This is a genomic window from Parabacteroides sp. AF48-14 (assembly GCF_003477465.1).
In the GTDB taxonomy this organism is placed as follows: Bacteria; Bacteroidota; Bacteroidia; order Bacteroidales; family Tannerellaceae; genus Parabacteroides; species Parabacteroides acidifaciens.
This window is the reverse complement of record NZ_QUDI01000030.1, coordinates 15,237-28,627: the sequence shown is the minus strand read 5'-3', so window position 1 is coordinate 28,627 and position 13,391 is coordinate 15,237. Positions and strand designations below refer to the sequence as shown.

At 43.2% G+C, this 13,391-nt stretch carries 8 protein-coding genes; all 8 read right to left on the bottom strand.

Annotated elements, in window-relative coordinates; translation table 11 throughout:
• Positions 1-180 precede the first annotated feature (180 nt).
• The 8 genes from DW083_RS14425 to DW083_RS14390 all read right to left on the bottom strand — a co-directional run bounded on the left by DW083_RS14425 (position 181) and on the right by DW083_RS14390 (position 13,294).
• Positions 181-1,830, bottom strand: coding sequence for a hypothetical protein (locus DW083_RS14425; protein ID WP_122332843.1), 1,650 nt, complete (start codon positions 1,828-1,830; stop codon positions 181-183).
• Between the two features lie 91 nt (positions 1,831-1,921).
• Positions 1,922-3,616: a RagB/SusD family nutrient uptake outer membrane protein gene (locus DW083_RS14420; RefSeq protein ID WP_122332842.1), complete on the bottom strand. Its 1,695-nt coding sequence runs from the start codon at positions 3,614-3,616 to the stop codon at positions 1,922-1,924.
• 5 nt (positions 3,617-3,621) lie between these two features.
• Entirely contained in the window at positions 3,622-6,900 is a 3,279-nt protein-coding gene (locus tag DW083_RS14415) for a TonB-dependent receptor (protein ID WP_233552226.1), read from the bottom strand.
• Between the two features lie 306 nt (positions 6,901-7,206).
• The gene (locus DW083_RS14410; RefSeq protein ID WP_122332840.1) at positions 7,207-8,208 is read right to left on the bottom strand and encodes a FecR family protein; all 1,002 of its coding nucleotides are present in this window, start codon (positions 8,206-8,208) and stop codon (positions 7,207-7,209) included.
• Positions 8,209-8,275: 67 nt separating this feature from the next.
• Positions 8,276-8,866 carry an RNA polymerase sigma-70 factor gene (locus DW083_RS14405; protein WP_122332839.1) on the bottom strand — a complete coding sequence of 197 codons (591 nt, stop codon included), beginning with the start codon at positions 8,864-8,866 and terminating at the stop codon, positions 8,276-8,278.
• 146 nt (positions 8,867-9,012) lie between these two features.
• Positions 9,013-11,334, bottom strand: a complete 2,322-nt coding sequence (locus DW083_RS14400; protein WP_122332867.1) for a GH92 family glycosyl hydrolase — start codon at positions 11,332-11,334, stop codon at positions 9,013-9,015.
• Positions 11,335-11,444: 110 nt separating this feature from the next.
• Positions 11,445-12,107 carry a hypothetical protein gene (locus tag DW083_RS14395; protein WP_147382142.1) on the bottom strand — a complete coding sequence of 221 codons (663 nt, stop codon included), beginning with the start codon at positions 12,105-12,107 and terminating at the stop codon, positions 11,445-11,447.
• Positions 12,108-12,145: 38 nt separating this feature from the next.
• The gene (locus tag DW083_RS14390) at positions 12,146-13,294 is read right to left on the bottom strand and encodes a 6-bladed beta-propeller (protein ID WP_158582116.1); all 1,149 of its coding nucleotides are present in this window, start codon (positions 13,292-13,294) and stop codon (positions 12,146-12,148) included.
• Positions 13,295-13,391 lie beyond the last annotated feature (97 nt).

The following is a 13,391-nucleotide window of genomic DNA, read 5'->3' as shown; positions in this document are numbered from 1 at the left end:
GAACAAAGATAGGAAATATTTTATGAGCTTTCCTATCTTTAAATTTTTTATTTTAGCATACCTCCCAATTACCGCATGGCGTAAATGGGGAAATATGCTTTAATGTATTGTTATATAGTAGTTTGAATGGTGGCAGGAGTGTATAGTGCGGAATGTGCGGAACATGCGGAAACTCCTCAATCAGAAGTATCCGTGTGTCTCAACATCCCCGTACTTTAGCGCGACTTCTACCCGTTTAACTGTAAATGCATCTTTGTCTTCAGATTGGAAACCGATGCTGTTATAACCCTGTTTGAGGACATTTGCAGGCAGAATGAAAGCATACTCCTTCTCGTCCCCCTCCAAGCCACGTTCTTTGTCGTAGAGGTGGGTATAAGACGGCATTTCTTTTTCGATTGTCTGTCCGTTGATTGTCAGCCGGCAGGTTGCCGGGCGGCTGATGCGGATAAACAGGATTGCTTCCTCCGGATAGCCTTCCTCTACGGCATCGCCGATATAGATATTCGCTTCTTTCTGCTCTTCCTTGTTTATTTTGAGCGGGAGGGGAGAGTCTGGCTTTATATTATACTGGACAACACCGTCCGATAAAGCATATACTTTGTTCCGGCCTTTCAATGTTTCCAGAGAACCTAATTCCTGGAGCAATTCGGGTATTCTGACACGGCAGACTTGTCCCCCGTCTTCCAAGTGCAGTTTTCCGTCATAATCGGAATAGTACTCGCCGAAATAGTAATTGAACAAATAAATGCCGTCTGCCCCCTGCGAGAGTATATGCGAGCACATTCCCCGGTGCATGCCATGTGACCAGAACTCTCTCGGACGGTAACCTCCGTCATCGATGGAGCTGTAGAACGGTATGTTAAGGTCATCTCCCAACTCTTCCCGGAACTTAGCTACAGGCATTGCCGGGTCTCCCCGCCAATGGACACCCGTACTGATAAAGTCCAGTAGCCCTAAGCGGAGCCATTCGCGTATATCCAGACCCTTCATCATATTTTGTTCGACTGTCGGGGCTACACGCGCCGACAGCAGGATATTTTTCCCCCGTTTGGCCGATACTTCGTCTACCTTTTTGCGGATATCTTTTACCAACTGGGTCATAAGCGGTGCGTTCTGCGGTCCCGTACCCGATTTGAAATAGACTATAAAACGCATGAAGTCCAGGTCGTAACCGTCTATCATGTCATACCTTTCGAGTTGTTCGGTGATAATCGCCAGCTTACGGTCGCGTACCTCCTTGATGGCGAAGTCCAGGGCACCTCCGCTGTTATAGCCTTGTGTCGTGTCGTTCAGCCAGTATTCGGGATGCTCGATCCAGAAGTCGGTGTACCAGATCGGACAATGAGTGGTTGTGTCATTGAAGTGCAGGTCATTCATCCGGTAAGTGATAAAGGCTTCCATCCCCTTCTCTTTTGCCCGCGTAAGTGTGTGGGCAACGAGATCGGTCCCCTCTTTTTCCAGATTCAGGTGATTGCGGTAATACTTGCGGAACGAATTATATTGGGCGGTATCACAGCCGCAATCCAGTGTACCGTTCAGGTCGTCCCCCATTACATGCCCATATTTGGAACGTACATAGAAGAAGTCGCTTCCGGAGCACATCATGTAAGTCGTGACTTGCGAGTTTGCGACCATATCCACGCACGAATCCAGGTCGGCCAGTGTCAGTGGACGCTGTTTGAACCAACGGTTCCCTAAAAGGTCGGAGCCATCATTGTTATGAATGATCCTGAACGTGCGTTCGGAAGTCTTTTGTACATTGGGTGCACAGGCAAAAAAAGCCTGTGCACATAAAAGGATTGAGAGATAGTTAATTATAAGTGATCTCATGGTGTGTTGTTTTTCTCTAAACAAAGATAAAGTGTATGAAAAGTAAAAATCATATACTTTTGATATTTGTTAATAGAAAAATGATTACACTTTATTGCCACCCAGGTGTTTGCTTTAACACACCTCCGGATAGATCAATTTCCTTCTGGCTGATTTGAAGGAATCCTCCGGTTGCCCGTATGCGTTCTGTCAGATTGAATTTAACGGTTGTCCAGGCACCGTTGTTGCAGACTTTGACTCCATTTTGATTCTGATCAATAACTGTTCCTGCTTCTTTACCGTACCATCTGAGCAAATCATAATAACGGGTTGCTTCTCCAAATAATTCGTAAATACGTTCGCGTTGTAATGCTTCAAAAGAGTATTGAGCCAATGGTTCCAGTCCTGCTCTTTTTCTGACGATATTCATGCCCTCCGGTGTTTTGGTCAGCTCAGAATGCATTAATAATACATCTGCAAATCGCATCAGTACCAAGTCTTGTGTATTCCCGAACACGTAATGGTCGCGTGCACCGTCAACGAATACGGAATACAGACAATATGAATTACTTTCCTTATCTTTCCAGGCATGAACCGGCATGTATTTCTTTTGCCACCACCCGGTAATTAGCATCATGTTGGATACGAATACCTGATCAGGATTAACAATGCCTTCTGCCGGATCGTATATATTAAACACTGTACCGCTACGTCTGATTGTATCATTTGGTTCGTTCTGTACCCATTGTTCAACAATACGTGGATTGACGTAACCGCCTCCCCAACCTTTTCCATAAGGGAAAGTTGTGGCATAATCAGACAAGTCGGCAAAACCGAATCCCATGCATACGTCATTGTGATAGCTTAGTCCCCAGTTCCCGTTGATACCGAACTGAATGGCAAAGATTGTCTCTTTATTATCCCCTTTCTCTCCTATCCATTTCAGACTTTTGCCTTTGTTGTAGGCGTAATCTTCACCGGTATATTCGTTTGTATAGGGCCATAATTCACGGAAATCATCAATTAAGCCATGCCCGCTGCTTTGGATACAGTTATTTAGGTAGCCGATGACATCTTCTTTGGACAGACTGCCTCCTTCGATTAGAGGGAGAGTCTCTGATTTGTAATATCCCGTATAGAACAGGAAGATACGTGCCATCATCGACTCGGCAGCCCATTTACTGGCGTGCCCCATTTCTGATTTGAGCATATTCTCAAAAGGAGTGGAAGGTAATAATTCGATCGCTTTTTTCATATCGGATGCGATTAAGGCAAATACTTCCGTTGCTGGATTACGAGGTATATTCGATACTTCAGAGGTTTGATACAAGGGGACATCACCATACATGCGTGTCAGATCGAAATAGCACATGGCGCGGACAAAGTAGGTTTCACCTAATACTTTCTTTTTAGCAGTTTCTGTTTCGAATGTAATTCCGTCGATAGCTTCCAGTAGACTGTTACAGCGGTAGACTCCTTTGTATAAGGTCGCCCAACGGTTGGAGAACATTTCTGTTGTATAATCGTTTAAATTTTCCCCGTAAACAGCTTCGGGAGATGTTCCTGAACCGTTTGCAAACATTTCATCAGAGAACTCGCAAGGAGGCTGGAAGGCATATCTGTGATTTGCTGCCAGAACCTGATAACATCCGGCCAGAGCCTGTTGGGTATCCTTTTCGTTTAGGGGAAAATTCTGATCATTTTTTTCAGTTCTGTCTATCGTGTCAAGAAAATTATCGCACTGGGTGAATGTGACAGACAGCAATGCCAGTGTGGCACAATGGATGAAGTTATATATCTTTTTCATTTCTGTTAGAATTTAATGTTAGCACCAAATAAGAATGTTCTCGGGGCCGGATATATTCCGACATCAATGCCTCTTGCCCAGTTGTCCATACCGTAACCGATTTCCGGATCCATTCCGTAATAGCCGGTAAAGGTGTAGAGGTTCTGTACCGTCATGTATAGGCGTGCTTGGCTTAATGGCATTTTAGGGAATAACTTTTTGAAATCATAGCCCAGCGTTATATTCTGTATGCGCAAATAGTCTCCGTTCTCAATGTAGATATCGGAGAAGTTCGTCCAGTTAGTTGTTGCAGCTGCATCAATACGCGGATATCGATTGGACGTTCCGGCTCCATGCCAGCGATTCTGGTAGATTTCCGCTGCCCAGTTTTGTTTATAGTTGCTGACATCTTTGTAGCTGGTTGCAATCTGATTACCCAATACGCCGTTGGTTACGATTGACAGGTCGAAACCTTTATAGGCGAAGTTCAAAGAAAAGCCGAGTGTTGCATTCGGATTGGGATCTCCGATCATGGTACGGTCTGCTGCATCTATCTTTCCGTCGTTGTTAGTGTCCAAGAAGATCAGATCACCGGGCTTTACGCCTTCTAACTTAGCACCTTGGTAGTTCTCTATCTGTTCCTGGCTTTGGAAAACTCCATCTGTTTTGTATCCATAGAAGAATCCGATCGGATTACCTTCTTGTGCACGATAGATAGAGACGTTGTTGATCGTAAATGAACCGGCCGTACCGTCAATATATCCTTCGTTATTTGCGATGCGAGTCACTTCGTTTTTGTTTACCCCAACGTTGAAAGTCGCTCCGTATCTGAAATCTCCTACGTTATCGTTCCAGTTAAGAGATAGTTCGACACCTTGGTTTCTAACGTCACCTCCATTTATAAACGGGGCACCTGTCCCGAAAGATGCTAAAATAGGTGCCTGTACTAACCAGTCTTTTGTCTTTTTCTGATACCAGTCGAAAGAGAAGCCTAAACGGTTGTCAAAGAAACGGGAATCAAACCCTAAATCAATCTGTTCGGATGTTTCCCAGGTAATGTTGTTATTGGGCAAAATACTGGGATAACCACCTACAGTCCACGTGCTTTTATCTTTACTGAAGTAATAATAAGCATTCGTAAACGAGTAAATGGCCAGATACTGGAATGGGTCGATATTCTGATTTCCGTTTTGTCCCCAGCTGGCACGGATTTTCAGGAAGCTTAGCCAGTTTTCTGTCGGGTGCATAAATTTTTCATTACTCATAACCCAGCCTGCAGAAACAGAAGGAAAGTATCCCCAACGGTTACCACGCGCAAAGTTAGAAGAACCGTCCGCCCTCATGGACAAAGACAGCATATAGGTCTCTTTAAAGTCGTAGTTGATACGTCCGAAGAATGAAGAAATGGCCGTTTCCTGGAATGGAAGACCACCTAACTTGGTCGCACTCGCATCGATTGTCTGGATATTGCCTAAATAGGCATAATCCAATCCTTCAAAGCTTGTCCCTTTATTACTTCCTGTGATGGATTCGCCTAAACCGGATTTTTCAATGGATTGTCCCACCAGTACACTGATGTTATTGTTTTCTTTGATCTTAAATTTGTATGACAATGTGTTTTCCCATTGGAATCCCATTTTCTGGTGTTGTTGCTGTGAGACGGACGCCTCTTCACGCAAAAGGGTATTTGACAGATAATAAGCGGGATAATAACCTCTGCTTGAAAGAGTGTTGTAAGAGAATCCGAAGTTCGTTTTAAAGATAAGATCCTTGATCGGTTGGATTTCTGCATACACGCTACCGATCAAGGAGTTTGTCTTTTTTACGGTTTGGGCATTATTATAATAATAGGCACCGATCGGATTCGCAGTTGTCATATCATAGTTTAATGCCTCATGATATTCTCCTTTTGCATTCATAATCGGCATCAATGGGCTGGCAGCAAGAATGGTACGCAAAGAGTTGTTGTACATGTCCCCGATACCGAAATCTCCGGTTTCCTTTTTATGTGTGTACAGTAACGTTTCACCGAATTTCAGGACATCATGTGATTTATTCTTGATGATTGTATGTTCGGTATTGATACGTAAGGAATAACGGGTGTATTTTGGGGTGACCGGTTGACCGATAATGCCTTCTTGTTCGGTGTCTGAAATTCCGATCGAGTAAATAGATTGTTCGGTACCTCCTACGACATTGAGCGAATGGTTCTGAATCAGGGCATTCTTGTTTTCAGTTTCATTCAACCAGTTTGTTCCGGTCCAGCCGTTCTGAACGTCGTTCCAGGTTGGAACTAAAGAACCGAAATCCGGAGTAGGTACACCAGTGTTGGTATAGGCTTCGTTTTGCAGGTTCACATATTGTTGGGCATCCAACATATCTAGTTTTTTACTGATATTCTGGAAACCGACGTAGCCGTCATATGTAATATTAGCTTTTCCTGCTTTTCCCCGTTTAGTCGTTACGAGAATAACACCATTGGCTGCCCGTGAACCATAGATGGCTGCAGAGGCTGCATCTTTCAAAACATCGATTGATTCAATATCGGAGGGGTTAATCAGGTTCATATCTCCTCCAACAAAACCGTCAATGATGTAGAGCGGATCAGAATTACCGACTGTGCCTATACCACGAATGTTGACTTTATAGTCACTACCTGGTTTACCGGAATTCTGTACGATAGTCACACCCGGTGATTGACTCTGCATGGCCGATAATGGAGATACGGTACTTAGTTTTTGTAGATCATCTCCTTTAACCTGTACGGTTGCTCCTGTTGTCAGTTTCTTTTTTTGTACTCCATAACCGACGACTACCACTTCTTCCAGTGATTGTGTGTCTTCGATGAGGGTGATTGTGAAATTCGATTCGTTTCCTACTTTAATCTCTTGTGTCAGGAATCCGATGTACGACACTTGAAGGATGGACTGTTCGGGGACTTCCAGCGTGAAACGGCCGTCCATATCTGTCATGTTTCCAATCTGAGCTCCTTTTACAATAACGTTTGCCCCAATAATAGGTTCGCCTGTGGGATCTTTTACAATACCAGATATTTTTCTGTTTTGTTGGACTGTACTTATAGAAGTCATATCTTGTTTCCTGGCAATAATAATATGATTGCCTTTTACCGTAAAGTCAAGTCCTTGTCCTTGTAGTATGGACTGTAAAACATTTTTGACAGTTTCTTCTTTTACATTAATCGAAACTTTCCGATTGATGTCTACATCATTGGCATCAAACCAGAAAGAGTAGGATGTCTGTTCTTTTATTTGAGTGAATACTTCATTAACCGTTTTGTTTTTCACTTTAATAGAAACTTTAGTTTCTTGTGAAAAAGATTTTGCCGATATGGAAATTACTCCTATAAATAATAGTAGTGCAGATATTCGCATAATTTTAGAGGCCTTTTTATTGCATAAAATTGAATTAAACAATTCCATGCAGCATGTTTTTTTATACATTTGCAATAATGTTTAAAGTTAATAATCAAAGTCTGAGATTGTTTACTTTTTACCGAATCGGAGAATGCGCCAACATTTTCCGATTCATTCTTTTTTTAATCTGGAGGTTTCTTCATGTGGTTCATTATTAAAATGTTAGACATTAGATATTTAATATACATTGATAATGTTTCCTTTGATTGTGTATGTGAATTTGTTGTTAGATGCCATGATATCAAAAATCTGCTCGATTGTCTCGTCGTTCACAAAATCTCCGAAATAGCAATTCTTTTTAATTGCTTCGTTGTGAATGTTGATCTCTACATTGAAATTACGTTCAAGTGTTTGAGCTATCTGTTCGAAGTTCTCTCCATTGAAAATTAGATGGTTTTTAATCCAGCTGATAGCATTGTCTGTGCTGTGCTTTAAGACTTCTGTCTGGTTTGACAATGGATTATAGAGCCCTGTCTCTGTTGGATGCAGCTTTGTGGGAGATTTTCCGGGTAATCCCATTTCAACGGAACCTTCCAGCAAAGCAACCCTGATTTCGTTATCTTCTTTATAGGCTTTGATATTAAACCGGGTCCCTAATACCCGTACATTTATCTTTCCAACTTCCACAATGAAAGGACGTTTTTTGTCTCGGGCTACTTCCAGATAGGCTTCCCCTAAAAGTTTCAGGCGTCTTTCTTCCTGGCTGAATTTCGTAGCATATTGAATGGATGATCCGGAATTCATCCATATTTTACTGCCATCTTCCAGTGTTAATTGTGTCTTTGAACCTTTGGGTGTGATTACTTCTGTGATTATGGACGAAGACCCCTTGGGTATAATGAAGTATTGATAAGAAAAATAACTAAGAAACAGGAATGGAATCAATATGGCTGCATAGCTGATGAGCCGCTTTATTCCTATTCTTTGTTTGATTATATAATTTGTTTTGGTGCGTTTTTTAAATAGCCGGAACGCTTTTCCCTGATCGTATGTCTTTTTCTTTTCAATTATAAGTAAAGAGTTCCATATTTGTCTGGCTGAATCGGAGTAAGCTTTGTTCTCGGGAGAAAACCGGATCCATGCTTCCAACTCTTGCTTGTTACTGTCAGATATAGAGCCCGTCAGATCATCAATGATCAAGCTATCCCAATAGTCTTTATGTGGTATTTCTTTTTCCATTTTATCTTGTCTTTATAATAAAGACAGATGAAAAAGAAAAGAGGGTAAATGAAAATCGAGATTTATTTCAAAAAAGAGAAAAATAGATAAACAGGATCATTATATAATCTTTCAATACTACCCTTAAATAGGCGAGTGCTGACTTGATATGATACTTTACAGCATTGACGGATAATCCTATTTTTGTGGCAATCTCGTCATATTTCATGTTTTGGAAACGGCTCATTTCGAATATTTGGCGAGTGAGAGGCGGTAGCGCTTTGAGGCTATTTTCAATTTTGAGATCCAGTTCTTTTTCAATGAGTTTCGTAAATGGATTATCCGATTGATTCTCTACATTGGCTTGTTTGATATCTTCGATTTGCTGTAATCTGTTTTTTAATTCTTCCTGACGACTTGTTTGATCCAGATAATTCAAACAACTGTTTCTGACAGCTTTTATCAGGTAGCCTCGGAGAGATTGAGTTATTTCCAATGAGTCCCGCTTTTGCCAGATACGGAAAATTACATCGCTGACAATTGTTTCTGCCGTGAAAACATCTTGTGTATATTCAGATGCAATTATACATAAGATCTGATAATGATATTCATACAAATATTTGTATGAACTTTCGTCTCCTTTTTTTAGCCCTTCAATAAGCAGTTCGTCAGAAAGCATTCCTTTTCTTTTTATATGACAAATCTCTGATATGTTGGCGAATTGCAAAACATGTCGTATTTGAATAATAAAGGCGAATGCTCAAAAATAGTTTTGATTGGTTGGAACATAATGGAATACCATTTCCGAGCATTCGCTTGCTTTTCTTACTCTGTTAACGAATAAGGCTTTTCCTCCTCCGTGAACAGCCTTTTCTTATTGGGGGTTGAGGTCATTTGGAAGACGAGTTCGCCACCGCTCATGATGTCCTGCTGGGTGATGTAAGCCTTTTTATAGGGCTTGCCGTTCAGGGTGACGGATTTGATATAGCGGTTCTTGTCGTTGACCTTGTCTGCTTTGATTACAAACGTTTTCCCGTTTTCCAGGTTTACTTTCATGTATGGAAGATAGGGAGTTCCGATTACATACTGGTCTGTTCCGGGACATACCGGGTAGAAACCCATTGCCGAGAAGATATACCAGGCGGACATCTGACCGCAATCGTCGTTTCCGCACAAGCCGTCGATGTTGTTCCGGTACATACGGTTCATGATTTCACGAACCCAATATTGTGTTTTCCAGGGCTCGGAAGTCCAGGTATATAAGTAAGGAATGTGATGGCTGGGTTCGTTCCCGTGCACGTATGTGCCGAGCAAACCTTCGCGGGTGACATCTTCTGTCTGGGCAAAGAATTCATCCGGGAGATGCATGGTGAATAGGGAGTCCAGCTTGTTGATAAAGCTGCGGTTGCCACCCATCAGGCGGATCAGGTCGGATGGCGCCTGCGGTACATAGAATGAATAGTTCCAGGCATTCCCTTCGATAAAACCCTGTCCGTGGGTGCTCAACAGATCGATATCTTCTTTCCAACTGCCGTCTTTATAACGGGGGCAAGCAAAACCCAAGCCCGGTTTGAATACGTTCCGGTAGGAGAGGGCACGCTTCCGGTATGTCTCTGCCGTTTGCTTGTCTCCTGTCAAAAGGGCCGTGTGGTAGATCGTCCAGTCTTCATAGGCATTTTCTAACGTGATGGATGCCGATATCGGGGAATTATCAAAAGGCACATAACCCAATTGTTTGTACTCGTCCGTATGGTCGTAGTAAGGAACGTTCGAACTGCTGATCATAGCTTTGACAGCCTCTTGCCTGTCGATCGGCAACCATTTGGCAATGGCATCGGCGAGGACGGAGACAGAATGGTATCCGATCATGCACCAGTTCTCATTTCCCATATGCGACCAGACCGGCAGCAGATGATGCACGCTTTGGTTATAATGGGCGAGCATCGATTTGACTATATCCGCACTGACATCCCGTTTGATGATGTTGAATAACGGATGCAAAGCCCGGTAAGTATCCCAGACCGAGAATACCGTATAGTTGGTGAATCCGTCAGCCTGGTGGATATTATGGTCGATTCCTCTGTACTTGCCGTCCACATCCATATAAACGGACGGGTTGATCATGGTATGGTATAACGAGGTGTAGAGCATTGTCAGCTGGTCGTTGCTTCCTTCTGCATCGATTACGGAAAGGGCCTTTTCCCATTTGCCGTTTGTCTCCCGGCGGATCGAATCGAACGATTTGCCGCTTGCTTCCGCCTGCAGGTTCTTCACGGCTCCGTCTGTCCCGACAGCCGAAAGAGCCACCTTGATTTCGAGCGGGGCTGCGCCTTCCTTGAATTCAAAGTAAGAGACCACTTTACGGCCACCGATCTCAGGAAAGTTCTCGGCTGTGTTGAAACGGCGGAAACCTCCCGGATAATTGACCTTCTCCCGGTCCGTGTAGCCATAATGTGTAATCGGTTGTGAGAACGAAATCGCAAAATAGGTGTAGTTCACACGGCTCCATCCGTTGGTAATGCGGTAACCGGTCAGCAACGTGTCGTTCTCGACCCGGAGGTTTGCCCACAGTACTTTGCCGTCGTAATTATAAATGCCATGATTGAGGTCGAGGATCAATTGCTTTTTCTGGTCGGCGGGGTAGGTATATTTGTGGATGCCGGTCCGCTCGGTTGCTGTCAGCTGGACTTTGATCTGGTCGTCGGCCAGGAATACTTCGTAATAGCCTGGACGGGATATTTCCGTGTCGTGGCTGAAACGGGAACGATAGCCGCTATCCGGGTTGTCGGCTGTGCCCGGATTTAGCTGCAATTTCCCGGTGAAGGGCATCAGGAGGATATCCCCCAGGTCGGAATGGCCTGTACCGCTAAAATGGGTATGGCTGAAACCAACAATGGAGCTATCCTTATGCTGGTATCCGGCACAATATTCGTAGGCACGGGGTTGATATACACCATCGATGTTGTGGGGAATGGTATCAGTGTCCGGACTAACCTGTACAATCCCAAAGGGGGCACAAGCGCCGGGAAATGTATGTCCCATTCCGTTTGTTCCGATAATCGGGTTTACCAAATTGGTCTTTTGCGCCATAACCGGTAAAGCCATGCACGCAAAGGCGAGAATCAGCGATTTCATTTGTTTCTGCATATGCTTGTTCTTCTTATTTTCAGAGATGTCCAAAAATAGGAAAAGTAACGGATATGCAAATGTGCTTTTTGTCGGATTTCTATAGATATTTGGCTAATATGGAGGGGCGTTTATAGAGCCTCTGCATATTTGACCAGCTCGAGAACCTGTTGCGGATCGTCGAAGTTCGTCTTTTGCGCTTTGATATATTTCTGTATTGTTTCTTGTTGCTCTTTCGGATATAGTTTGAGGAACTGCTTGCTTGTCTCAAATGCTTTTTCTTTTCCGTTTCTCTTTGTTGTGTACCGCTTTTGGACATCGGCAATGATGATTTTCTCCGTTTCGAGCTTGAATATATGTCCGGCTGATTGGATGCTGGAATAGGAATCGACGGAAGCTGTTTCCGAACGTCCTCCGTAGCCGACCTGTTTCCCTTGTGGGCGGGATCTTCCTCTATAGGTGACTGCCAGGTAAGGATTCTGGTTTAGATGTTCCTGTGCCAGTCCTTTTGGTGTTAACTGGAAGGTGCGGTTGTCTATCTTCAGTACCCGTACCATCTCCGGTTCGGCAAAAAGCTTGACATTATTCTTATCGTTCTCGTCAATAAACATAAAAGCATTCCTTGCCAAGCTGTAGTTGAGTTTTACTTTGAACACCCTGCCATCCTTGTAATAGACCAGGCTTTGCTGGAAGTCTTTGAACAGATATTCCGATTCGCCTCCCTGGGCGTGTACGGACAACGTGAATACCATACTGAGTAAACAGGTTGATAATATGTATAGAACTGTTTTCATAATTCAATCTATTAAATTTAGAATTTCTGTGTCTTATCTTATGTCTCAATGAGTAATAAAACCGGATTGTCATCTTCTTTCACCCCTTCGATCTCTCCGACCAGGTCTTCTGCCGGGATGAACAAGGCGATACGGTTCCCGTTGGTGTATAGGGAATAATCCGCGATTCGTATCTTTTTACCGGAAGGCAGAATGAAAGGAATGCCAACTTCCTCTTTTGTATTGAAGAACCGGGAGACGAGCCGGTTGTCTGATTTGCTCCAGATCTCTTCGATCCCTTGTTTATTCCGGGCATAACTAATCAGATAGTAGCCGGGTAAGGAGTAGATATTCAATTGCAGGATGTAGGGGCTTCCCTGTTGTAACAGTTCTAAGAATTTCTTTACTTCATCGGCTGGAATCGTATTTTTCCCTTTGTTCAGGATAAACTGCGGGATAAGTCCTTTGTCCGTTACGGAAAAGACACTGTCTGAGGTAGCATGGTTAAACAATAGTATATCCCGGTTTTTGCACCGGCTTGTTTGTAATATAGTGACTGCTTTTTCCCTAATAGTCCATGATGTGTCGAACGGACATAATCGTTGAAGAATGTTTAAGTTCTTATCTGTAATATATAACTGGTTGGGAGCTTCCGAAGTCCCCCGGCAGATTACATAATCCTCTTTGAACAGGAGGGGGTAGCTTATTTCAGATTCCGAAAAAGATATTTCTTTAATCAACTTTCCGTCAGTGTTGTAAAAAATCCATTTTTTGTTTCCATTGTCGAAAACCTGAATCAGCGAGTCTTGCGGACTGTAGTCGATACGTGAGAGATATACATATTCGCCGGGGCCGTTTCCGACATGGCGGAATGCTTTCAAGATAGTACCGTCTTTATCTATTTTGTAGATGGTCTGGGTTTGGAATTCTGCTGCAATATAGAAGTTATCACCCCAATAAATCAACTCCCTGGAGATGCCCATTAAAGTACGGCTATTAGTCGAAATAGGGACGAGGCGGATGTTTTTAGCAAGGCTGTTCCATGTAAACGTATCCGGCATTTGCTTGTCGATAACACTTGCCAGATCCAATACCGGCAATTCGGTCTTGTCTTCTTTCTGCGGAGCGGGTTCGCTTTGCTCTTGTTGCTTACTTGAACAAGCCGGCAATAAGTAAAGAATAAGGAGATACAGTATATTCTTTGTCATATTACATTGTGTTATAATGAGCTCCGAAAGATACGTATTGTTTTGGATATAACAAAAAAAGCCGCCTCTTTTTACGGAGGCGGCTTTTAAAGTATAT

What these genes read in the sequence shown, in the direction of transcription:
- DW083_RS14425 (WP_122332843.1), bottom strand. Translation starts at nt 1,830, where the DNA reads ATGAGATCACTTATAATTAACTATCTCTCAATCCTTTTATGTGCACAG.
- DW083_RS14420 (WP_122332842.1), bottom strand. Translation starts at nt 3,616, where the DNA reads ATGAAAAAGATATATAACTTCATCCATTGTGCCACACTGGCATTGCTG.
- DW083_RS14410 (WP_122332840.1), bottom strand. Translation starts at nt 8,208, where the DNA reads ATGGAAAAAGAAATACCACATAAAGACTATTGGGATAGCTTGATCATT.
- DW083_RS14405 (WP_122332839.1), bottom strand. Translation starts at nt 8,866, where the DNA reads ATGCTTTCTGACGAACTGCTTATTGAAGGGCTAAAAAAAGGAGACGAA.
- DW083_RS14400 (WP_122332867.1), bottom strand. Translation starts at nt 11,334, where the DNA reads ATGCAGAAACAAATGAAATCGCTGATTCTCGCCTTTGCGTGCATGGCT.
- DW083_RS14395 (WP_147382142.1), bottom strand. Translation starts at nt 12,107, where the DNA reads ATGAAAACAGTTCTATACATATTATCAACCTGTTTACTCAGTATGGTA.
- DW083_RS14390 (WP_158582116.1), bottom strand. Translation starts at nt 13,294, where the DNA reads ATGACAAAGAATATACTGTATCTCCTTATTCTTTACTTATTGCCGGCT.